General features: G+C 56.5%; 23 protein-coding genes and 1 riboswitch. Of the genes, 6 read left to right on the top strand and 17 right to left on the bottom strand.

Annotated elements, in window-relative coordinates; all coding sequences use genetic code 11:
- Positions 1-67: 67 nt before the first annotated feature.
- From WFL93_RS03240 to moaA, 7 genes are all read right to left on the bottom strand, one after another.
- Positions 68-775 (bottom strand): Bax inhibitor-1/YccA family protein, encoded by a 708-nt coding sequence (locus WFL93_RS03240; protein WP_007890595.1) that lies wholly within the window; start codon positions 773-775, stop codon positions 68-70.
- 59 nt (positions 776-834) lie between these two features.
- Positions 835-1,929, bottom strand: coding sequence for a DUF1615 domain-containing protein (locus WFL93_RS03245; protein WP_180823286.1), 1,095 nt, complete (start codon positions 1,927-1,929; stop codon positions 835-837).
- A gap of 80 nt (positions 1,930-2,009) precedes the next feature.
- Positions 2,010-2,462, bottom strand: coding sequence for a molybdopterin synthase catalytic subunit MoaE (gene moaE, locus WFL93_RS03250; protein ID WP_049850938.1), 453 nt, complete (start codon positions 2,460-2,462; stop codon positions 2,010-2,012).
- A gap of 2 nt (positions 2,463-2,464) precedes the next feature.
- On the bottom strand, positions 2,465-2,710 hold the full coding sequence (gene moaD / locus WFL93_RS03255) for a molybdopterin synthase sulfur carrier subunit (RefSeq protein WP_049850937.1): 246 nt from the start codon (positions 2,708-2,710) through the stop codon (positions 2,465-2,467).
- Positions 2,703-3,188, bottom strand: a complete 486-nt coding sequence (gene moaC / locus WFL93_RS03260; protein ID WP_336777241.1) for a cyclic pyranopterin monophosphate synthase MoaC — start codon at positions 3,186-3,188, stop codon at positions 2,703-2,705. The genes moaD and moaC overlap by 8 nt, the downstream gene beginning before the upstream one ends.
- A 2-nt stretch (positions 3,189-3,190) precedes the next feature.
- Positions 3,191-3,706: a molybdenum cofactor biosynthesis protein B gene (gene moaB, locus WFL93_RS03265; protein ID WP_336777242.1), complete on the bottom strand. Its 516-nt coding sequence runs from the start codon at positions 3,704-3,706 to the stop codon at positions 3,191-3,193.
- A gap of 17 nt (positions 3,707-3,723) precedes the next feature.
- Positions 3,724-4,710, bottom strand: a complete 987-nt coding sequence (gene moaA / locus WFL93_RS03270; protein WP_007890601.1) for a GTP 3',8-cyclase MoaA — start codon at positions 4,708-4,710, stop codon at positions 3,724-3,726.
- Positions 4,699-4,835: riboswitch (molybdenum cofactor riboswitch) on the bottom strand. (Overlaps the previous gene by 12 nt.)
- A 195-nt stretch (positions 4,836-5,030) precedes the next feature.
- On the opposite strand from moaA, the gene WFL93_RS03275 reads away from it, so the two are divergent.
- Positions 5,031-5,933: a gluconeogenesis factor YvcK family protein gene (locus WFL93_RS03275; RefSeq protein WP_007890602.1), complete on the top strand. Its 903-nt coding sequence runs from the start codon at positions 5,031-5,033 to the stop codon at positions 5,931-5,933.
- 114 nt (positions 5,934-6,047) lie between these two features.
- On the opposite strand, the gene uvrB is transcribed toward WFL93_RS03275, so the two are convergent.
- Positions 6,048-8,069, bottom strand: a complete 2,022-nt coding sequence (gene uvrB, locus WFL93_RS03280; protein ID WP_007890603.1) for an excinuclease ABC subunit UvrB — start codon at positions 8,067-8,069, stop codon at positions 6,048-6,050.
- Positions 8,070-8,973: 904 nt separating this feature from the next.
- Between uvrB and WFL93_RS03285 the strand changes: the two genes are divergently transcribed.
- Entirely contained in the window at positions 8,974-9,690 is a 717-nt protein-coding gene (locus WFL93_RS03285; RefSeq protein WP_049850935.1) for an ABC transporter ATP-binding protein, read from the top strand.
- Positions 9,691-9,767: 77 nt separating this feature from the next.
- On the opposite strand, the gene bioD is transcribed toward WFL93_RS03285, so the two are convergent.
- From bioD to bioB, 4 genes are read right to left on the bottom strand one after another with little or no spacing between them, the layout of a single operon-like run.
- Complete coding sequence (bioD, locus tag WFL93_RS03290; protein WP_049850934.1) at positions 9,768-10,439, bottom strand: dethiobiotin synthase; 672 nt, start codon at positions 10,437-10,439, stop codon at positions 9,768-9,770.
- Positions 10,436-11,191, bottom strand: coding sequence for a malonyl-ACP O-methyltransferase BioC (gene bioC, locus WFL93_RS03295; protein WP_336777243.1), 756 nt, complete (start codon positions 11,189-11,191; stop codon positions 10,436-10,438). The genes bioD and bioC overlap by 4 nt, the downstream gene beginning before the upstream one ends.
- Positions 11,175-12,326, bottom strand: coding sequence for an 8-amino-7-oxononanoate synthase (gene bioF, locus WFL93_RS03300; protein WP_336777244.1), 1,152 nt, complete (start codon positions 12,324-12,326; stop codon positions 11,175-11,177). Before bioF ends, bioC begins: the two co-directional genes overlap by 17 nt.
- Positions 12,327-13,358, bottom strand: a complete 1,032-nt coding sequence (gene bioB, locus WFL93_RS03305) for a biotin synthase BioB (RefSeq protein ID WP_049850931.1) — start codon at positions 13,356-13,358, stop codon at positions 12,327-12,329.
- Between the two features lie 88 nt (positions 13,359-13,446).
- Between bioB and bioA the strand changes: the two genes are divergently transcribed.
- Both bioA and WFL93_RS03315 read left to right on the top strand, forming a co-directional pair.
- Positions 13,447-14,742 carry an adenosylmethionine--8-amino-7-oxononanoate transaminase gene (gene bioA / locus WFL93_RS03310; protein ID WP_336777245.1) on the top strand — a complete coding sequence of 432 codons (1,296 nt, stop codon included), beginning with the start codon at positions 13,447-13,449 and terminating at the stop codon, positions 14,740-14,742.
- A gap of 28 nt (positions 14,743-14,770) precedes the next feature.
- On the top strand, positions 14,771-15,247 hold the full coding sequence (locus WFL93_RS03315) for a kinase inhibitor (protein WP_007890610.1): 477 nt from the start codon (positions 14,771-14,773) through the stop codon (positions 15,245-15,247).
- Positions 15,248-15,283: 36 nt separating this feature from the next.
- Here the strand turns inward: WFL93_RS03315 and pgl are convergent, their stop codons facing one another.
- A complete protein-coding gene (pgl, locus tag WFL93_RS03320; RefSeq protein ID WP_336777246.1) occupies positions 15,284-16,279 on the bottom strand; it encodes a 6-phosphogluconolactonase in 996 nt (331 codons plus the stop codon).
- A 148-nt stretch (positions 16,280-16,427) separates the two neighbouring features.
- Between pgl and WFL93_RS03325 the strand changes: the two genes are divergently transcribed.
- Positions 16,428-17,246: a pyridoxal phosphatase gene (locus tag WFL93_RS03325; RefSeq protein ID WP_336777247.1), complete on the top strand. Its 819-nt coding sequence runs from the start codon at positions 16,428-16,430 to the stop codon at positions 17,244-17,246.
- Between the two features lie 56 nt (positions 17,247-17,302).
- Here the strand turns inward: WFL93_RS03325 and modC are convergent, their stop codons facing one another.
- The 4 genes from modC to WFL93_RS03345 all read right to left on the bottom strand — a co-directional run bounded on the left by modC (position 17,303) and on the right by WFL93_RS03345 (position 20,109).
- A complete protein-coding gene (modC, locus tag WFL93_RS03330; RefSeq protein ID WP_336777248.1) occupies positions 17,303-18,361 on the bottom strand; it encodes a molybdenum ABC transporter ATP-binding protein ModC in 1,059 nt (352 codons plus the stop codon).
- On the bottom strand, positions 18,361-19,053 hold the full coding sequence (gene modB, locus WFL93_RS03335) for a molybdate ABC transporter permease subunit (protein WP_007890614.1): 693 nt from the start codon (positions 19,051-19,053) through the stop codon (positions 18,361-18,363). The genes modC and modB overlap by 1 nt, the downstream gene beginning before the upstream one ends.
- Entirely contained in the window at positions 19,050-19,823 is a 774-nt protein-coding gene (gene modA / locus WFL93_RS03340; protein WP_336777249.1) for a molybdate ABC transporter substrate-binding protein, read from the bottom strand. The genes modB and modA overlap by 4 nt, the downstream gene beginning before the upstream one ends.
- Before the next feature lie 127 nt (positions 19,824-19,950).
- A complete protein-coding gene (locus tag WFL93_RS03345) occupies positions 19,951-20,109 on the bottom strand; it encodes an AcrZ family multidrug efflux pump-associated protein (protein WP_007890616.1) in 159 nt (52 codons plus the stop codon).
- 118 nt (positions 20,110-20,227) lie between these two features.
- Here WFL93_RS03345 and modE point away from each other — a divergent pair, with 118 nt between their 5' ends.
- Complete coding sequence (gene modE, locus WFL93_RS03350) at positions 20,228-21,010, top strand: molybdenum-dependent transcriptional regulator (RefSeq protein WP_007890617.1); 783 nt, start codon at positions 20,228-20,230, stop codon at positions 21,008-21,010.
- Positions 21,011-21,028: the final 18 nt, after the last annotated feature.

Raw genomic sequence — 21,028 nt, forward strand, 5'->3', positions numbered from 1 at the left:
ATCGTAGGGTCGGCATTGATGCCGACCTGGTCGCCATGAATGGCGACCCTACGAAGATATGCGAGGTTTAACGGCGGTTGCCGAAGATGCGTAACAGCATCAGGAACAGGTTGATGAAGTCGAGATACAGCGTTAACGCGCCCATAATTGAGGTGCGACGCAGATTCTCTTTGTCGTTCACATTGATGTTCTCGCCAATCGCTTTCAGCTTCTGCGTGTCATAGGCGGTTAAACCCACAAACACCACCACGCCGATATAGGTAATCGCCCACATCAACGCCGGGCTTTTCAGCCAGAAGTTCACCAGCGAGGCCAGCAGAATACCAATCAGCGCCATAAACAGCAGGCTGCCAAAGCGGCTCAGGTCGCGCTTAGTGGTGTAGCCGTAGAAGCTCATTGCCCCGAACATTCCGGCCGTTACAAAGAAAGTGCTGGCAATGGATGAATAGGTGTAGACGAGGAAAATACTCGCCATGGTTAAGCCGGTCAGCGCCGAATAAAGCATAAACAGTGCGGTGGCGACCGCCCCGCTCAGACGATGCACCATGCCCGACAGCACAAACACCACCGCCAGCTGGGCGATGATCAGGCCGAAGAAGGTGATGCGGTTGGCAAACACCAGTTCCATTACTGCAGGTGTGCGGGCGGCAAACCACGAAACAAACGCGGTGAGCAGCAAGCCGCAGGTCATCCAGCCATACACCTGCGCCATGTAGGTCTGCAGCGAGGTGGATGCCTGCTGCACGATTGAATCATTACGTGGATATCGATCCATGAAGCGCCTCATTAAATGTTAGACAAACTCTGTAAGTTTGGAGTGTACACCCGTTTGCGTCAACGGCGCGTCAAGCACTGTTGATAGCGGCTGTTAACACGTTGGGCAAACCAGGCGGTGGTCAGGTTACGGGTGATTTTTGGACTTTCCAGTTTGATACCCGGCAGCATCTCACGCGGCACACGTTTTCCGGCCATCTTATCGGCGAGAATAAACGTCTGTTTCCACAGCGTGCTGCTGGCGAAGTCGGCGCTATCGCCCTTCTCCAGATCGCGGCGGATTTCGCGATTGCTCATATCCAATTGTTTACTCAGGCTGCGCACCGCCAGTTCGGTAGAACCGGCTTGCTCGCTGCCATAGACGATCAGATCGCCATCCAGTGCCAGTTTAATGCCGCTGGCGCGGGCGATCGCGGCCTGGAAAGCGGCATTACGGCTAGCGTACCAGCCAGCGTTGAAGTCGGCGAAGCGATACAGCGGCTGACTGTAATCGGCCGGATAGCCCAGTAAATGCAGCGTACCGAAGTAGATGCCTCCGCGTCGCGTGAACACTTCGCGACGAATCGATCCGTCCACTGCATACGGATAACCTTTCGCATGCGCTTCGGCAAACTCAATGCTGACCTGCATCGGGCCGCCGGTATGAATCGGGTTGAGGTTACCAAACAGCTTCTGCCCCATCGGCACCATATCGATAAAATCATCGAAGATGGCGCTCAGCTCTTTTTCGCTGCGCACCTTATCCAGCCGCGCCGCATAGCTTTCACCGTTCGGCGATTTGATCAGCAGCGCGGTACGCACCAGAAATGCCGGCACATGCACCTTCGCGGCGCGGCGATCGATTTCGCCCCAGGCGATTTTAGGTAGCCCCGGCACTTCCGCGTCAGCGCTGAAGTTAGATTCCTGATCGGTGACGGCAATCACCGCGCAGATATTGCTGGCGCTGGCATCGATCTGCTGCACGCGGAATGCGGTATAGATATCGTCAGCCCAGGCTGATTTTTGTTTCACGTCGCTGGGTAACAACTGCTGGATCTGGCTTTTGACATCGGCGGGCTGACGCGCCGGCGCCTGCGGCTCTTTTTTGCTGCTACAACCGGCCAGCACTAGCGCAGCCAGCAATGCTGCGCCTTTTAACATCTTCGTGGTTTTCATCCTGCTCCCTGACGCCAACAAAAACCGTACCTTAACGTTTTCAGTGGCCTGCCGCTATCGGAGCGGGAGGATTTTGCGCGCTAGCTCCAGCGCTCGGCGGCTTGATGATCGCTATCGCGGGCATCCACCCAACGATCACCTTCTGCGGTGGCTTCCCGCTTCCAGAACGGCGCGCGGGTTTTCAGGTAATCCATGATGAACTCGGTGGCGGCGAAGGCGTTGCCGCGATGGGCGCTGCTGACGCCGACAAACACGATTTCATCGCCGGGAAACAGTTCGCCGACGCGGTGAATTACCGTCACCTGCTGTAGCGCCCAGCGCTGACGTGCCTCCGTGACGATTTCCGCCAGCGCTTTCTCCGTCATGCCGGGATAGTGTTCCAACGTCAGCGCCGCCACAGCGTCGCCGAGATTGTGATTGCGCACTTTACCGGTGAAGGTCACCACCGCGCCATCGCTGTCATCAGCCGACAGCTTTTCATACTCCTCACCGACGTTAAAAGGTGCTGTACCCACCCGAATCCGCGTCTCCATCATCAGCCTCCGGTAACCGGCGGGAAGAACGCCACTTCGTCACCCGCACGCAGCGGATGGCTCATTGGCACCAGCGTTTGATTGACTGCGGCCAGCAATTTTCCCGATTCCAGCGCCAGCGCCCAGCGATCGCCCTTCCCGGCTAACGCCGCACGCAGCGTGGCAACATCGGCGTATTCTGGCGCCAGTTCCAGCGTGCTGGTACCGGTTAATTCGCGCACCTGGGCAAAAAACAGCACCTTAATCATGGCTCACCACCTTGAAATCACCGGATTTTCCGCCGCTTTTGCTCAGCAAACGCAGTTGGTCGATGACGATATCCTTCTGCACCGCTTTGCACATGTCATAGATTGTGAGCGCCGCAACGGACGCCGCGGTCAACGCTTCCATTTCGACGCCGGTTTTCCCGCTCAGGCGGCAAAGCGAGGTCACCCGCACGCGGTTGTTTTCCGGTTCGGCAATTAAGGTCACTTCCACTTTGCTCAACATCAGCGGATGGCACAGCGGAATCAGTTCCCAGGTACGTTTCGCCGCCTGAATGCCGGCGATACGTGCGGTGGCGAACACGTCACCTTTGTGGTGGCTGCCGTCGATAATCATCTGCAGCGTTTCGGCGCTCATCAGCACCAGCGCTTCGGCCTGGGCTTCACGCACCGTTTCGGTTTTGCCAGAGACATCCACCATGTGGGCTTCGCCAGCGGCATTGATATGCGTTAAGGATGACATGCTTACAACTTCTTCAAATGAGAGACAAAATTACACGGACGCGTACGCGCATCCAGCTGATCTTCAATAATGCGTTCCCAGCCGCTGCGGCAGGCATTGGTCGATCCCGGCACGGCAAAAATCAGCGTCTGATTGGCCAAACCGGCGACAGCACGCGACTGCAACGTCGAGCTGCCAATCTCTTCATAGGAGATCATGCGAAACAGCTCACCAAAGCCTTCAATTTCGCGATCAAACAGCGGCAGCAAGGCTTCAGGCGTGCTGTTTTTGCTGTTAAAACCGGTGCCGCCATTGACGATCACCACCTGCACATCGTCGCTGGCGATCCAGCGCGATACCGTGGCGCGAATGCGATAGCGGTTGTCCGGCACCAGCGCGCGGTCCACCACCTGATGCCCGGCTTCTGCCAGGGCTACACGCAGGAAATCGCCGGAGGTGTCATTGCTGGCATCGCGGCTGTCAGAGACGGTCATCACCGCCACATTTAAGGCGACAAATTCGCCGGAAGGTTTACCCATGGCCGTAACTCCTGTGTTTAGCCACCAATAAAGGAGAGGTTTTGCGTGATGCCGGTATTGCCCTGATGCAGGAAATGCGTCTGCTTTTTCTGCCCAAGGCTGTGCGCAATGCGCGCCTGCAACTCCGCTTGCTGATCGTCAGACGCCAGCAGATCGCGTAGCGACACGCCGCCATCGCCGAACAGACACAGATGCAGGTTGCCCAGCGCCGAAACGCGCAGGCGGTTGCAGCTGGCGCAGAAATCTTTCTCGTACGGCATAATCAGGCCCACTTCGCCCTGATAATCGGGATGACGAAACACCTGCGCCGGACCGTCGCTGCGGCCACGTGGCTGGCGCTGCCAGCCCTGCATGATCAGCTGATCGCGAATCACTTCACCAGAGATGTGATGACGGCGAAACAGATCGCTGCCATCGCCGGTTTCCATTAGCTCGATAAAGCGTAGTTGAATCGGCCGCAGGCGCAGCCATTCAAGGAAGGTGCTGAGGCTATGGCTGTTCACATCACGCATCAGCACGCTGTTGACTTTCACTTTCTCGAAACCGGCATCAAAAGCGGCATCAATTCCCGCCATCACCTCGGCAAATTTGTCCTGTCCGGTTATGGCGTGAAACTGGCGCGCATCGAGGCTATCGACGCTGACGTTAATATGGGTGAGGCCGGCTGCGCGCCAGGCACGTACATCGCGCGCCATGCGGTAACCGTTGGTGGTCATCGCAATCTGGCGGATGGCGTCGTTTTCGCGTACTGCCGCGATAATGTCGGTAAAATCACGGCGCATGGAGGGCTCGCCGCCGGTCAGACGCACTTTTTCGGTGCCCGCGGCCGCAAAGGCACGCGTCACACGACGAATCTCATCCAGCGAGAGAAAGCTCTTGTTGTGCGTTCCGTTCGGCTTGTAGCCGTTCGGCAAGCAGTAGGTACAACGGAAGTTACACACATCCGTGACCGACAGGCGCAGATAGTAAAAGCTGCGCGCGTAGGCATCTGTAAATTGTGGCACCTGAACACCTTTCCAAAGTCGGGAGATGCAGTCATTTCTTTCTGCACCCTGGCAGCTCAAGGCTGCGGCCTGCATTCCATATCATTAACGACTTAGGAAACCAGGCTTGGGAGTTTGTTGTCATTGTGGACAACACGGTTAAAACGAATGGTAGCGCGATTAGCGATTAGCATCCATCAGTGAATTTCGCTATATATATTGATACATAACGTATTTTCACCGCATTTTCGCGACAGGATACGGTAAAATATCTCACAGATATTGATGCACATCAGTTCAACTACGCCTCAACGCGAGGACGTCAGCAACAAAGGAGAAACATGAATCGAACCCTGGCAGATTTGGATCGCGTAGTGGCATTGGGTGGCGGACACGGCCTGGGCCGCGTGATGTCAGCATTAGCACCGTTAGGCTCGCGCTTAACCGGCATTGTCACCACCACCGATAATGGCGGTTCTACCGGCCGCATTCGCCGCTCGGAAGGCGGCATTGCCTGGGGTGATATGCGCAACTGCATCAATCAATTGATTACCGAACCTAGCGTAGCGACGGCGATGTTTGAGTATCGCTTTAGCGGTAACGGCGAGTTAGCTGGCCACAACCTTGGCAATCTGATGCTTAAAGCGCTGGATCACCTCAGCGTGAGGCCACTGGAGGCGATTAACATCATTCGCAATCTGCTCAAAGTCGATGCCTTTCTTATCCCCATGTCGGAACAGCCGGTCGATCTGGTGGCTCAGGATGGCGAAGGGAATATGGTATACGGCGAAACTGCGATTGATGAAATGAGACAGCCGCCCGAAGAGTTGATGCTGCATCCCAACGTGCAGCCGACGCGTGAAGCGATCGAGGCAATAGGCGAAGCCGACTTGATTCTGATCGGCCCCGGCAGTTTTTACACCAGCCTGATGCCCATTTTGTTGATGGAAGATATGGCGCGTGCGCTGCGTCGCACGCCTGCCACCATGGTATTTATCGGCAATCTTGGCCGCGAATTGAGCCCGGCAGCCGCCAGTCTGAATGTCGCGGATAAGCTAGCGATCATGGAAAAAGCCATTGGCAAGCGGGTGATTGATGCGATTGTCGTCGGGCCGTCAGCGGATATTGCCGGTGTGGAACAACGCTTAATCATTCGCGAACCGCTGGAAGCCGCCGATATTAAATATCGACACGACCGCCAGCTGCTGCGCATCGCGCTGGAACACGCGATTCAAGCGGTTTAGCTTCCAGGTGCGCATTAATGCGCACCCTACGAAAACCACATTGCATGCTCGTAGGGTCGCCATTCATGGCGACCAGCCGTCTCGGTGCGCATTAATGCACACCCTACGCAGGCACTACGAAGCAGCAATAAACAATTCGCGCAGCTGATGTAACTGATCGCGCACGCTGGCCGCCTCTTCGAACTCCAGATTCTGCGCATGCTGCTGCATCTGCCCTTCCAGCTCGTGAATTTTCTTCTGCATCGCCTGTGGTGTAAGCGCCATGTAGTTAGCTTCTGCTTCTGCCGCAGTGCGCGAGGCGGTTTTGCCTTTGCCGCGCGTTTTTACCACATTTTTGCCGAGCTCAAGAATATCGGTGATCTTCTTGTTGAGCCCTTGCGGCACGATGCCATTCTCTTCGTTGTATTTTTGCTGCTTCTCACGACGGCGCTCGGTTTCGCCCATCGCGCGCTCCATCGACGGGGTAATTTTGTCGGCGTAGAGAATCGCCCGGCCGTTGATGTTACGCGCGGCGCGGCCAATGGTCTGAATCAGGGAGCGCTCAGAACGCAGGAAGCCCTCTTTATCGGCATCTAGAATCGCCACCAGCGACACTTCCGGCATATCTAACCCTTCACGCAGCAAGTTAATGCCGACCAGCACATCAAATTCGCCGAGGCGCAAATCGCGGATGATCTCCATACGCTCTACGGTATCGATATCAGAGTGCAGATAGCGCACCTTCTCGCCGTGCTCGACCAGATATTCGGTGAGATCTTCCGCCATGCGCTTGGTCAGCACCGTAACCAGCACGCGCTCGTTAATCTCCACACGCTTGCGGATTTCTGACAGCAGATCGTCGACCTGTGTCGCCACCGGACGCACTTCGAGAATCGGATCGAGCAGGCCGGTTGGACGCACCAGCTGATCGATCACTTCGCTGCCCGATTTTTCCAGCTCGTAGTTGCCCGGTGTCGCCGAGACATAAATGGTTTGCGGCGCTGAAGCCTCAAACTCTTCAAACTTCATCGGGCGGTTATCCAGCGCCGACGGCAAGCGGAAGCCATACTCCACCAGCGTCTCTTTACGCGCCCGGTCGCCGCGATACATGCCGCCAATCTGCGGAATGGTCACGTGCGATTCATCGACCACCAGCAAACCATCTGCCGGTAAGTAATCAAACAGGGTCGGCGGCGGCTCGCCCGGTCCACGGCCAGAAAGATAGCGCGAGTAGTTTTCGATACCGGAGCAGTAACCCAGCTCGTTCATCATCTCTAAATCGAACTGGGTACGCTGAGAAATGCGCTGCTCTTCCAGCAGCTTATTGTTCTCCAGCAGCACCTTACGGCGATCCACCAGCTCAACTTTGATATCTTCCATCGCCTGCAGAATGCGCTCGCGCGGCGTCACGTAGTGCGTTTTGGGATAGACGGTAAAGCGTGGAATGACGGAGTCAATCTGGCCGGTGAGCGGATCGAACAGCGACAACCGCTCAACTTCTTCGTCAAATAGCTCAATACGCAGCGCAATATCGTCCGATTCGGCCGGAAACACATCAATCACTTCGCCACGTACGCGGAAAGTCCCGCGCTGGAAAGCCTGATCGTTGCGCGCATATTGCAGCTCCGCCAGACGACGCAAAATGCTGCGCTGATCGATAATCATGCCGCGCGTTAAGTGCAGCATCATTTTTAAATAGAGGTCTGGATCGCCCAAACCGTAGATGGCAGAAACCGAGGCCACCACAATCACATCACGACGCTCGAGCAGCGCTTTGGTGGCCGAGAGACGCATCTGCTCAATGTGTTCATTCACCGACGCATCTTTCTCGATAAAGGTGTCAGAGCTCGGCACATAGGCTTCAGGCTGATAGTAATCGTAGTAAGAGACGAAAAACTCCACCGCGTTATCCGGGAAGAACTCCTTCATCTCGCCATACAGCTGCGCTGCCAGGGTTTTATTCGGCGCCAGCACCATGGTCGGCCGATTCAGGTCAGCTATCACGTTCGCCACGGTAAAGGTTTTACCTGAGCCGGTTACGCCCAACAGCGTTTGATGCGCGAGCCCATCCTCAAGGCCCTCTTCAAGGCGGCGAATGGCCTCAGGTTGATCGCCTGAAGGCTTGAAAGCGGAGTTGAGTTTAAAGGCTTTGCTCATGTTTTGGCGGTTCCAGCAGATGAAGTCGGCGGGCAGGCTGCTAATTCTACTCTGCTATGGCGAATTTGCCAGAAAAAAATACTGGACATAATCACAGTAACCTTGCACGATTATGGCACGCGCCAATGATTTTCTTCAGTGCAATTTATGCGGCAAGCAGCAAGCTGTTGTTGCGCAATGTTATCCCCAAAGGGAGGATGCTTTTAACATTTGTCAATAGAGTGTCATTAAATTGCAGTCTGATGACAAGGCAGATAAATCGCATGCTTGATTTTAGTTAACCTGCTGTTTTAATTAAATTTCACCTAAAAGCCCAGATTCTCATCATAATGTATGAAGGCCGCGAATTTACTCGCTTGCGCCCGGTTTTCAGTCGCTAATGCACAAGGTTATCCACAGTAATGGTGGATAAGTGAATCCAGCCCCGAGCCCATCAGCTGTGTATAATTTTCTCCCGCGTCTTTTTAAGGGCGAAAAAATTTATTTTCGTATTTATTTTTCTCCCATTGCGTGTCGCATTAACCTCCTCTTTTTGCCCATCAACGGGCGTTTCCGCGTAGAAAAACCCGCCGTTAAGGCCACTTATTTCTTCAGTGCGTGCTTTACGAACGATCAGATGCACCAGAAACGTTGAGCAGTCAGCACCGTGAAAGTGCAGCCGATTTATCACCGTCTGGAATTGTTAAGCGTTACTCAACTTTTAAGCGCCTATTTGCTCGGTTTCAGACGATGCCCCGCTTATATCTTTAACCTGGCCTGGGAATTGCAATGATTAGCGGTATGGAGTGACGAGTCCATATCGGCTATTGCCGACGACAATGGTGTCCATCAATCGTGCACGACTGTATGCCAGACGACACAGAGCGGGAGCATTCAGGCTAATAATCTGGAAGGAGTATGTCAGATGCTGAGTTTACGTTCGGTGAATCAGTTTTACGGTCAAAACCACATCCTATGGGATGTGGATCTCGATCTGCCACCCGGCACCTGCACGGGCGTGCTGGGCAGTCCAGGCATGGGCAAAACCACGTTAGTCAACTGCATCATGGGTCGTTTGCCGATTAACAGCGGTTCAATGACCTGGCAGGAGGATGGCTCACCCCCGGAAGATTTGCTGCTGCAGCCCGCGGAGCTGCGCGCCCGCACCGGCATTGGTTATGTGCCGCAAGGTCGCCATATCTTCTCGCAGATGAGCGTGGAGGATAACCTACTGATTGCCCTGATGGCGGCACAGGACGATCGCAGCCGCGCCATTCCTGAAATGGTGTTTGATCTGTTTCCTGCGCTCTATTCACTGCGCCATCAACGCAGCGGCGAGTTACCGATGGATCAGCAGCAACATCTGGCGCTGGCGCGCGCGCTGGTGCTGCAACCGAAGCTGGTGATTCTGGATGAGCCGACGGAAGGGATGTCGCCGTGGCTGGAGGAGGAGATGGGCAATCTGATTCGTCGGCTCAACCGGGAATATGGTTTGACGATTCTGCTGCTGGAGCAGCACGTATCCTTCATTCGTCGCGTCGCCGACTACTTCCTGCTGCTGCATCGCGGACGCAACGTAGCGCACGGCAAAGTGGCGCAGCTGGATGACGTTACCGTGAGTAAGTGGTTAACCGCGACTTAGATATCCAGGTCGCCATAAATGGCGACCCTACAAAACCGCATCAAGCACCGTAGGGTCGCCATTTATGGCGACCTGGTTTATTGCGGTAGTGTCAGATAGCGCCCGCACTCGGCCTGCTGTGCCTCATCAGTAAGATGCGGGATCTCACCCAGCAACGGCGCGTCAATACGTTGTCGCAGCGTGGCGATATATTCCTGATGGCGTTTGCCCGGCGGCTGGATATCATTAGCAATCCAGCCCGCCAGACGTAACCCGCGCGCTTTTACCGCTTCGGCGGTGAGCATCGCATGGTTGATACAGCCTAACTTAACGCCCACCACCAGGATCACCGGCAACTGCTCGGCTTCCACCCAATCGGCGTAAGTTTGCGTCTCAGATAACGGCGTAAACCAACCGCCCGCGCCCTCAACTAATATCCACTCCGCCTGCTGCTCCAGCGCGCGCAACCCCGCTGACAGTGCCGCAAACGCGATCGGCCTGCCCTCTTCCGCACTAATAATATGCGGCGATGTCGGTTCGAGGAACGCCAGTGGATTCACCTGCTCGTAACGCAGCGCCAGGCTGCTGTAGCGCTGCAACGCCAGCGCATCGCTATTGCGGATGCCGTCCGGCGTCATTTCGCAGCCGGATGCTACCGGCTTGTAACCTGCGGTGCGCAACCCTGCGGCACTTGCTGCCTGCAACAGCGCACCGCTGGCCACGGTTTTGCCTACTTCGGTATCGGTTCCGGTAATAAACCAACGTGTCATTTCGTTAAAACTCCATACATCAGGTGATAGCTGAGGCGATATCCGGCCTGATCCTGCGGCCAATACTGTTCAAGTTGAGCTAACTGGGAACGCGTCACGGCGCTGGCGCCGCGTCCATCGTGCAGGTGCGTGGCACCAATGCCTTTCAGGGAGCGCATCGCGCTGAGCGCGCTCGGGAAATGCAGCGTAACGATCTGCTGCTCTGCCTGCATCGGCAGGGCGGCAGTAGCGGCATGAAACTGCGCGGCGCTGAGGAAACGATTAGCGTGACGACGACCATCCAGCTGCGCCCACGCCTGATGCACTTCATGCAGCGAACCGTCGAGCAGGGTGGAATACAGCACCGTGCCGCCCGGCCGCGTGACGCGCAAGCATTGCTGCAGCGCAGTGCGCAGATCGCTGCTCCACTGCACCGCCAGGTTGCTCCACACACCGTCAACGCTGGCATCCGCGAGCGGGAGATCATCAATATCACCCAGCACATAGTCATGCGCCGATTGTCGCTCGCGCGCCGTTTGCAGCATGTTGGGTGAGAGATCGAGCGCCGTCAGCGTGCATCCGCGATCGCGCCAGTAGCGGCTATACCAGCCGGTACCACAGCCGGCATCCAGCAGATGCGGACCAAAACCGGCCGGAGCCAGCGCCAGCAACGCCTCGCCGCTCAGTCGCTGTAGCTGCGCATGCTGTTCATAATGCGGAGCTGCCCGACCAAATGCCTGCGCCACCGCCTGTTTGTTAACCTGCAGCGTCATACAGCGCCTCCAGCAAACGATCTATGTCATCGGTATGATGCGCAGCCGTGAGCGTGATACGCAGCCGCGCCGTACCCGGTGGCACGGTAGGCGGACGAATCGCGCTCACCCAACAGCCGGCTTGCGCCAGCCGCTGCGACAACGCCAGCGCCGCACTGTTTTCGCCGATGATTAAGGGTTGGATGGCGCTATTGGATGCGCCTAACTGCCACGGCAAATCCGCAGCGCCGGCGCGGAAGCGCGCAATGTGGCTGTGCAGCCGCTCACGCAGCGCATCGCCTTGCTGAATCTGCCGCAGCGCCGCCAGCAGCGCGCAGCACTGCGCCGGTGGCATCGCGGTGGAGTAGATCAAATGGCGGGAAAATTGTTCGACATAATCGGCGGTGGCGTCATCGCACAGCAGCGCGGCGCCGCTGACGCCAAATCCTTTACCAAAGGTAACAATCAGCAGCTCCGGTTTCACCTGCTGCTGCCAACAGCTGCCGCGTCCTTGTGCACCGGTAACACCGATACCGTGCGCATCATCCACCAGCAACCAGCCGTTGCCGCGCCGCGTCTGTTCCGCGATAGCAGCAAGTGGCGCACTGTCACCATCCATGCTGAACACGCCTTCGGTCACCACCAGCGTGCCGCCGTCCGCCGGCGTAGTCAGCAGTTTCGCCAGACTCTCTGGCTGATTATGCGCAAAGCGACGCAGACTCGCCGGGCTATGGCTGGCAGCATCCAGCAGCGAAGCGTGCGCCAGCTTATCGGCAAAGATGCGGTCCTGCTTTTCTGCCAGCAGATGGATCACCGCCTGATTGGCGGCAAATCCCGAGATAAACAGCAACGCGCGCGAGTAGCCGAGCCAGTCGGCCAGCTGCTCCTCGAGCTGTGCGTGATGACGGCTGTAACCGGTAACGTGTCCGGATGCACCCGCGCCCGCGCCCGATTCAGCCGCGCCCTGCTGCCATGCAGCGATGACCGCCGGATGCTGACTCAATCCGAGATAATCATTGCTTGAGAAGTGGCGATAACGCTGACCCTCCAGCGTAATTTCGCGCACGCTGTTGTGCGCAATAGGACGTCGCTGCCGCCAGCCATCGGCCGCTCGACGTGCCGCCAGCGCCTGATCGATACGTTGTGACCAGCCCATTTACACTGCCGCGTTGTAGAACTGCTCGGTATCGGCGTGCAGCAGCTGCTCGCTGAGCTGATACTGCTGCTCATTATCACCCGCCGTGGTCGCAGTATGTTCTGGATTGAGACCCAGTTTGCGGAACAGAATCAGATCCTTATCCTCTTCCGGGTTTGGCGTGGTCAGCAGCTTGCAGCCGTAGAAGATCGAGTTGGCACCGGCCATAAAGCACATCGCCTGAGTCTGCTCACTCATCTGCTCGCGCCCGGCAGAAAGACGCACGTGCGAGGATGGCATCATGATGCGCGCCACCGCGATGGTGCGGATGAAATCGAACGGTTCAACATCCTCGTTATCCGCCAGCGGCGTGCCTTTCACCTTCACCAACATGTTGATCGGCACGCTCTCCGGCGGCGTTGGCAGATTGGCCAGCTGCACCAGCAGGCCCGCACGATCTTTCACCGTTTCACCCAGGCCTACGATGCCGCCCGAACACACTTTTATGCCCGCGCCGCGCACTTTATCCAGCGTATCCAGACGCTCCTGATAGCTGCGCGTGGTGATGATGTTGCCGTAAAACTCTGGCGAGGTATCGAGGTTGTGGTTGTAGAAATCGAGGCCGGCTTCAGCCAGGCGCTGCGCCTGGCTGCCATCCAGCGTACCGAGCGTCATACAGGTTTCCATGCCCATCGCTTTTACGCCCTGCACCATTTGCTGCAGGTACGGCATATCGCGCTCGTGCGGGTTTTTCCACGCCGCGCCCATGCAGAAACGGCTTGAGCCCGCTGCTTTGGCTTTGCGCGCCGATTCCAGCACCGCATCCACCTCCATCAGACGCTCAGATTCCAGACCGGTTTTATAGCGTGCGCTTTGCGGACAGTATTTACAGTCCTCCGGGCAGGCACCGGTTTTGATCGACAGCAGCGTACTGACCTGTACCTGACGCGGATCGAAATGTTGACGATGCACTTGCTGCGCTTCAAACATCAACTCAAGGAAAGGTTTATCGAACAGTGCCTGAGCTTGTGTCAGTGTCCAGCGGTTTGCCATTGCTTACTCCAAAAAAAGGGGGTTCATCCCGACGATTAACGTGGTTATACTTGTAAACTAAATCTTTTTAAAATGGTTTACAATACGCATGTTCACTCAGGACGACCTCAACTTTGACCGCCAGCATATCTGGCATCCCTATACGTCGATGCGCGATCCCCTGCCCTGTTATCCGGTTGTGGCAGCGCACGGCTGTCAGCTGCAGCTGGCTGATGGACGTGAACTGGTTGATGGCATGTCGTCGTGGTGGGCGGCGATTCACGGCTACAACCATCCGCGTCTCAACCAGGCGCTGCAGCAGCAAATGGCGCAGATGTCGCACGTGATGTTCGGCGGTATTACCCACCCGGCGGCGGTTGAGCTGAGCCGCCAGTTGATTGCCATGACGCCCGACGCGCTAGAGTGCGTATTCCTCGCCGATTCGGGTTCGATCGCCGTCGAAGTATCGATGAAAATGGCGCTGCAATACTGGCTGGGACGCAATCAAACGCGGCAGAAATTTCTCACGCTGAAGCGGGGTTATCACGGCGATACATTTGCCGCCATGTCGGTGTGCGATCCGCAAAACTCGATGCACAGCCTGTGGCGCGGTTATCTGCCGGAACACCTGTTTGCCAATGCGCCGCAGTGCGCATTCGATGATGGGTGGAATGAGGCGGATTTCGCCGATTTCGCGCAGCTGGCAGAAACGCATCATCGCGAGATTGCGGCAGTCATTCTCGAACCGATTGTGCAAGGCGCGGGCGGCATGCGCTTCTATCACCCGCGTTATCTGCAGCAGGTGCGTGAGCTGTGCGATCGCTACGGATTACTGCTGATTGCCGATGAGATCGCCACCGGCTTTGGTCGTAGCGGCAAACTGTTCGCCTGCGAACATGCGGGTATCACGCCGGACATTCTCTGCCTCGGCAAAGCGCTCACCGGCGGCACCATGACGCTCTCCGCTACGCTAACCACGCGGGAAGTCGCCGATACCATTAGCCGCAGCGCGGCTGGCTGCTTTATGCACGGCCCAACCTTTATGGGCAATCCGCTGGCCTGTGCGGTGGCGGTGGAAAGTCTGGCAATGATTAATGAAGGTCACTGGACGACACAGGTAGCGGCTATCGAACAGCAGCTGCGGGCCGAGCTGCTGCCGCTGCGCAGCCATAGCGCGGTGGCCGATGCACGCGTGCTGGGCGCCATTGGCGTTGTCGAAACCCATCAGGCGGTGAACATGGCGACGCTGCAGCAGTTCTTCGTCGAGCGCGGCGTGTGGATTCGCCCGTTTGGCCGCCTCATTTATCTGATGCCACCTTATCTGATTTCTGCCGCCGAACTGACGCAGCTGACGCAAGCGCTCAGCGCGGCACTGGATGTTGCGGCGCATTTCCACCATGATTGAGAACACTGCACACTAAACAGGAGAGATCATGCGCGTATTCAGCCAGGATTTTAACGATGGCGATAAGATGCCAGAACGACACGTTTTCAACGGCATGGGTTATCAGGGCGACAATTTGTCACCCCATCTGGCGTGGGATGATGTCCCGGCGGGCACTAAGAGCTTTGTCGTGACCTGCTACGATCCCGACGCGCCAACCGGTTCCGGCTGGTGGCACTGGGTGGTAGCGAACATCCCCGCCGAGGTGACCGTGCTGCCGCAAGGTGCCGGTTCTGGCGTGGCAGAGCTGCCGGAGAGCGCCATTCAGACGCGCACCGATTTTGGCCAAACCGGCTATGGTGGTGCGGCACCCCCGCAGGGCGAATCGCATCGCTATATCTTTACGGTGCATGCGCTGGATACCGACAAGATTGAAGTGGATGAAGGTGCCAGCGGCGCGATGGTCGGCTTTAACGTGCATTTTCATGCGCTGGCGAGTGCATCAATTACCGTGAAGTATGCCTGATATAAAAACGGCGCCCTCGGAGCCGTTTTTGATTGATTAACCCAGTGCGTGAATCACCACCCACATCGGGCCTTGTCCTACCGCATAACGCGCCAGCGGATTCAGCAGGCCGCGCTCCTGAATTTTATACACTTCGATATGGTGCGATTTCTGTCCCGCCGCAACCAGATATTGGCCGCTATGGTCAATGTTGAAACCGCGCGGCTGCGTTTCAGTTGGCTGGAAGCCTTCAATCGCCAGCACGGCACCATCTTCACTGATGCTGAACACCGTAATGGTGCTGCTGGTGCGGTCACAAGCATAGAGGAAGCGTCCATCTGGCGTGATATGAATATCAGCCGCCCAACGCGTATCGCTGAAATCTTTCGGCATCATATCGAGGCTTTGCACGCGCTCAACCTGACCGTGCACGTTGTTGAGCGCCCAGACATCGACCGTGCTATCCAGTTCGTTCACCACGTAGCCATACGCGCCGTTCGGGTGGAAAGCCATATGACGCGGCCCCGCGCCTTCAACGGTGGTGATCTGCGCCTGCTCACGCGGTGCCAGGGTGCCGTCAGCATTCAGCTGGTACAGGCAGATACGATCCTGCTTCAAGGCCGGTACAAACAGCGTTTGATTGTTCAGGTCGATGTTTGCCGAGTGGCAACCGTCTAAGCCGTTAATCACCTGGCTTGGTGCCTGCGGCAAGCCATCGCTACCAATGAGGCTGACGCTGACGCAGGCATCGTTATACGAGCCGCAGAACAGGTAGTTGCCGTGACGATCGGTAGAGATGTGCGTTGGGCTGCCCGGCAACGGCGCTTCACCGGCCAGGCTCAGGGTACCGTCGGCCGCAATGCGGAACGCCAGCACGCGAAAATTCGGACGAACACCCACATAGAGAAAATCTTTCTTCGGGCTCACCACCATTGGCTGCACCTGGCCGGCAACATCCGTTACCTGCAATAACGTCAGTGCGCCATCTTCCTGCAACTGCCAGGCATGGATCTGCTGGCTCTCGGGACTGGCGGTATACACGACTTGTTTCATGCGTTTTCCTTATTCGCTGCCTGATGAAAGGGATAACTGTAGCGCGTTTCATTTTGTCGCGCTGGATTCATTTGTGCCCTGTTTTTTGTCTCAGGGCCGCTGCCGGGTGTAGACTCAATGCTTTGCCAACTCCCGGACGGAAAGTGTAATGAGCTACCGCGTAATCGCCCTTGACCTCGACGGCACCCTGCTGACCCCGAATAAAACCATTCTGCCTGAATCCATCGAAGCGCTGGCCCGCGCACAACAGGCGGGCGTGAAAGTGTTGATCGTTACCGGTCGCCACCACTGCGCCATCCACCCTTTTTATCAGGCACTTAAGCTCGATACACCCGCGATCTGCTGTAATGGCACCTATTTGTATGATTATCCGGCGAAAAAGGTGCTGGCTGCCGATCCGCTTGAGAAAAACAAAGCCGCCCATGTGATTGAGATGCTGGATGAAGAGAACATCCATGGTCTGCTGTATGTTGATGATGCGATGCTGTATCAGACGCCAACAGGTCATGTAACGCGAACGCTAAACTGGGCGCAATCGCTGCCGGAAGCGCAGCGTCCGCTGTTTCTGCAGGTGCCCAGTCTGGCGCAGGCCGCAATGGAAGCCACGTCGATCTGGAAATTCGCGCTGTCGCATCCGGATACGCGTGCGCTGCAGCAGTTTGCCGAGCGCACCGAAGCGGAATTGGGGCTGGCCTGTGAGTGGTCGTGGCATGATCAGGTGGATATCGCCAAAGGCGGCAACAGCAAAGGCAAGCGTCTGGCGCAGTGGGTGGAAAGTCAGGGCTTCAGCATGCAAGACGTGCTGGCATTTGGCGACAACTACAACGATCTCAGCATGCTGGAACAGGTAGGATTAGGTGTGGCGATGGGCAATGCCGATGACGCCATCAAAGCACGCGCTAAAAAGGTGATTGGCACCAATCTGGAGCCGGGCATCGCCGAAGTGATTAACCAGGAAATCCTGTAACCGTAGGATGTAGCGGCGCAATTTATTGCGCGGTGTTTATCAAACCGTGCAATAAATCATGCCGCAATCGACACACTCTTAATCTGCGCATACAACCACTGATCGGGCCGGATGCCCAGCTCATCCCGCGCCCACGGCGAAATGCGCGCCCACAGCTCGCTAATGCCGATGCGCAGTTTTACTTCCACCTGATCGTCAATCTCCAGCAGCTCGACAACCTGCGCCGGCAAAATATTGCGGATCGAGGTGTTGTGCGGCGGCTGCAGCGCCAGCGAAACGTCGGCTGAAGCGATACGAATGCGCAGCGGTGTTTTCAGCGGCTGGTTCACGCGACTGACCCAAATATGCTGATCGCCCAGCGACAGCGCCGTCATCGGATAATCCGGATGCTGCTCCAGCACCTGCACGCGCAGCACGCTGGTGCGCTCGGCAAGCGGCAGCCAGGGGCGCATTGCCGTGCTGCTCCATACCTTCTCCAGCGAGCCAAAGGCTTTCACCTGGCCCGCATCCAGCACCAGTACGTTATCCGCCAGCTGCAGGATTTCATCGAGGCTGTGCGACACGTACATAATCGGAATATCGACCTGCTTAGCCAGCTTTTGCAGATAGGGCATCAGTTCACGTTTGCGCGGCAGATCCAGCGACGCCAGCGGTTCGTCCATCAGCAAAATATCGGGCGCAGTGAGTAAGGCGCGGCCAATCGCCACGCGCTGTTTTTCGCCGCCCGACAGCGATGCCGGATAGCGCGTTAACAGCGATTCAAGGCCGAGCAGCGCCACCAGCGCGTTGAACTGTGACTTCATCGACGGTGCCATGCCGTATTGCAGATTGCCGCGTACGCGATAGTGCGGGAATAGCCGCGCATCCTGAAATACGTAGCCGATGCGACGCTTTTCCGGCGGCAAATTCACGCGCGATGCTGAATCAAACAGCAAACGATCGTTCAATTCAATGCGCCCGCTTTGCGGCTGCGTTAAGCCACCAATCGCGTTAATCAACGAGGTCTTCCCCGCGCCCGACACACCAAAAATGGCGGTGATACCGCTAGCGGGAATATTGACGTTAACCTCGAGCAGGTGATGACCCAACTGCTGAGAAATGTGCAGATGTAGCATTACGCCGCTCCCAGCCGCTTACGGCCCCAGCGCGCCAGCAGCTCAGAAGCCACCAGCGACATCAGCGCCAACGCAATTGCCACCGCACACAGTCGCGCAGCGGTGCCTTCGGCGCCTGGCGTTTCGATCAAGGTAAACATCGCCGACGGAATGGTGCGCGTCTCGCCGGGAATGTTGGAAACAAAGGTGATTGTGGCACCAAATTCGCCCAGCGAGCGAGCAAAAGCCAGCACCGTACCGACAATAATACCCGGCAAGGTGAGCGGAATGGTGATGGTGAAGAACACGCGCCAGCGCCCGGCACCGAGCGTGCGTGCCGCCTGCTCCAGTTTGCTATCGACCGCTTCCAGCGCGAGGCGAATTGCTCGCACCATCAAGGGAAAGGCCATCACCGCCGACGCGACGACTGCGCCGCGCCAGCTGAAAGCGAGAGTGAAGCCGAACCAGTCATACAACCATTCGCCGATGAAACCACGTCGGCCTAAGGCGATCAGCAGCAGATAGCCCACCACTACCGGCGGCAGCACCAAGGGCAGATGAACAAGGCTATCCAGCAAAGTTTTGCCCGGAAACCGGCAGCGCGCCAGAATCCAGGCCATCATGATGCCAAACGGCAAGCTGCACAGCACCGCTACACAGGACACTTTCAGGCTGAGAAACACGGCCTGCCATTCGGGATCGCTCAATATCATTTCTTCGGCGTAAATCCATACTGTTTAAATACGGCAGCGGCATCCGGCCCCTGCAAATAGTTATAGAAGGCGGTTACCGTTGCGTTCTGATGTTCTTTGACGATCGCCATCGGATATTCCACCGGCTTGTGGCTATCTTCCGGGAAACGTCCCACTACCTGCACTTTCTGACTAGCAACCGCATCCGAACCATAGACAATGCCGTAAGGCGTTTCATTACGCTCTACCAACGCCAGCGCGGCACGCACGTTATTGGCCGGCGCCAGCTGCGGGGATAAAGCGTCCCACGCACCCAGTTTTTGTAATGCTTCTTTGGCATAAATCCCGGCCGGTACGTGATCGGGATCGCCCACCGCCAGTCGCTCGCCTTTCAACAGACTTTTCCAGTCGGTTTTACTATCAATGGTCACCGCTTTGGCTGCATCACTTTTTGGGGCAATCAGCACTAAATCGTTGCCAAGCAGCGTATAGCGCGTATTGGTCACCACGCTGTTTTTTGCCACCACATCGTCCATCCACTGCTGGTCGGCGGAGATGAACAGATCGGCAGGCGCACCCTGATCAATCTGACGCGCCAGCACCGATGAAGAGGCAAATGAAGAGACCACTTCAACGCCGGTTTTCTTTTGATACTGCGTGGCGATCTCCTGCAACGCATTCGTCAGTGACGCGGCAGCGAACACGGTGATTTTTTCCGCAGCAACCGCCTGACCGGCCAGAGAAAGCGTCAGTACAGTGATAGCAGCCAAACGGTAATGATTTTTTTGCATTTGTTGCTCCTTGTTACGTTATATATTTGATAATACAACGTCGGCACAAATGCGTCATGAGATAGTTATCGGCAGGATTTTACGGAAGTTAATAACAAAACGCCCGCAGGGTGCGGGCGTTGGGAAATCAGTGTTGCGAGCTGTTGGCGGGACGATCGTCGCGGCGGCCAAATTTAGAGATGACGTTGAAAACTTCACCCAGGCCGTAAATCAGACCGAGCATAATCGCCATCACAATCGGCACCATGATGATAGCCACAGCCAGGCTTTTTAACAGTTCCAGCATGGAAACCTCACGCAGAAAATAAAAAAGTGATTGTAACGGTTAGAGAAAAAAACGCACTGCCCTTTTCGTGCTTTTACTTTTAAGCAGTAAACTGAGCGGATTAACCTAAGGAGCTGACATGCAGGCAGAACTTTCTCTTCATATTCGTCTTCAGCAGAAGCTGTTTGCCGATCCGCGCCGTATTGAGCTGCTGAAACGCGTGCAGCAAACCGGCTCCATTAGCCAGGGCGCAAAGCTGGCGGGCATCAGCTACAAAAGTGCCTGGGACGCGATCAACGAGATGAATCAGATGGCCGATCAAACTTTAGTTGATCGCGCCACCGGTGGCAAAGGCGGCGGCGGCGCGCAGTTGACGCAGTATGGTGAGCGGCTGATTCAGCTTTTCCAACTGATGGAACAGATTCAGCAGAAAGCCTTTGACGCGTTGCAAAGCGACAGTTTACCGCTCGATAGCCTGTTAGCGGCGATTGCGCGTTTTTCGCTGCAAACCAGCGCACGCAACCAGCTGTTTGGTACGGTGCTAGCCAGCGACCATCAACAGGTGCAGCAGCACATTGAGGTACTGCTCGCCGACGGCACCACACGTTTACAGGTGGCGATCACCGAGCGCAGCGCCGAACGTTTGCAGCTCGACAGCGGTAAAGAGGTGCTGGTGTTAATTAAAGCGCCGTGGATTCAGGTTAGCAGCACGGCAGGCAGCAGCGATAACCAGCTGGCGGCGCAGATTAGTGCCATCGAACCCGGCGAGCAGGTCAGTGAAGTATTGATGGCCCTGCCAAGCGGCGAAACGCTGTGCGCCACCGTCACTAACGATGAGGTTAAACAGCAGAATCTGCAGCCTGGCGCCAGCGTCACCGCCAGTTTTAATGCTGAACACGCCATCATCGCCACACTGCTCTGAAATCTCCACCATGATTTG

Source organism: Pantoea sp. USHLN256 (assembly GCF_037149875.1).
GTDB classification, from domain to species: domain Bacteria; phylum Pseudomonadota; class Gammaproteobacteria; order Enterobacterales; family Enterobacteriaceae; genus Pantoea; species Pantoea nemavictus.

Bases quoted from the DNA above. Each gene is read 5' to 3' on its own strand.
- WFL93_RS03240 (WP_007890595.1), bottom strand. From the start codon at position 775: ATGGATCGATATCCACGTAATGATTCAATCGTGCAGCAGGCATCCACC.
- WFL93_RS03245 (WP_180823286.1), bottom strand. From the start codon at position 1,929: ATGAAAACCACGAAGATGTTAAAAGGCGCAGCATTGCTGGCTGCGCTA.
- moaE (WP_049850938.1), bottom strand. From the start codon at position 2,462: ATGGAGACGCGGATTCGGGTGGGTACAGCACCTTTTAACGTCGGTGAG.
- moaD (WP_049850937.1), bottom strand. From the start codon at position 2,710: ATGATTAAGGTGCTGTTTTTTGCCCAGGTGCGCGAATTAACCGGTACC.
- moaC (WP_336777241.1), bottom strand. From the start codon at position 3,188: ATGTCATCCTTAACGCATATCAATGCCGCTGGCGAAGCCCACATGGTG.
- moaB (WP_336777242.1), bottom strand. From the start codon at position 3,706: ATGGGTAAACCTTCCGGCGAATTTGTCGCCTTAAATGTGGCGGTGATG.
- WFL93_RS03275 (WP_007890602.1), top strand. From the start codon at position 5,031: ATGAATCGAACCCTGGCAGATTTGGATCGCGTAGTGGCATTGGGTGGC.
- uvrB (WP_007890603.1), bottom strand. From the start codon at position 8,069: ATGAGCAAAGCCTTTAAACTCAACTCCGCTTTCAAGCCTTCAGGCGAT.
- WFL93_RS03285 (WP_049850935.1), top strand. From the start codon at position 8,974: ATGCTGAGTTTACGTTCGGTGAATCAGTTTTACGGTCAAAACCACATC.
- bioD (WP_049850934.1), bottom strand. From the start codon at position 10,439: ATGACACGTTGGTTTATTACCGGAACCGATACCGAAGTAGGCAAAACC.
- bioC (WP_336777243.1), bottom strand. From the start codon at position 11,191: ATGACGCTGCAGGTTAACAAACAGGCGGTGGCGCAGGCATTTGGTCGG.
- bioF (WP_336777244.1), bottom strand. From the start codon at position 12,326: ATGGGCTGGTCACAACGTATCGATCAGGCGCTGGCGGCACGTCGAGCG.
- bioB (WP_049850931.1), bottom strand. From the start codon at position 13,358: ATGGCAAACCGCTGGACACTGACACAAGCTCAGGCACTGTTCGATAAA.
- bioA (WP_336777245.1), top strand. From the start codon at position 13,447: ATGTTCACTCAGGACGACCTCAACTTTGACCGCCAGCATATCTGGCAT.
- WFL93_RS03315 (WP_007890610.1), top strand. From the start codon at position 14,771: ATGCGCGTATTCAGCCAGGATTTTAACGATGGCGATAAGATGCCAGAA.
- pgl (WP_336777246.1), bottom strand. From the start codon at position 16,279: ATGAAACAAGTCGTGTATACCGCCAGTCCCGAGAGCCAGCAGATCCAT.
- WFL93_RS03325 (WP_336777247.1), top strand. From the start codon at position 16,428: ATGAGCTACCGCGTAATCGCCCTTGACCTCGACGGCACCCTGCTGACC.
- modC (WP_336777248.1), bottom strand. From the start codon at position 18,361: ATGCTACATCTGCACATTTCTCAGCAGTTGGGTCATCACCTGCTCGAG.
- modB (WP_007890614.1), bottom strand. From the start codon at position 19,053: ATGATATTGAGCGATCCCGAATGGCAGGCCGTGTTTCTCAGCCTGAAA.
- modA (WP_336777249.1), bottom strand. From the start codon at position 19,823: ATGCAAAAAAATCATTACCGTTTGGCTGCTATCACTGTACTGACGCTT.
- WFL93_RS03345 (WP_007890616.1), bottom strand. From the start codon at position 20,109: ATGCTGGAACTGTTAAAAAGCCTGGCTGTGGCTATCATCATGGTGCCG.
- modE (WP_007890617.1), top strand. From the start codon at position 20,228: ATGCAGGCAGAACTTTCTCTTCATATTCGTCTTCAGCAGAAGCTGTTT.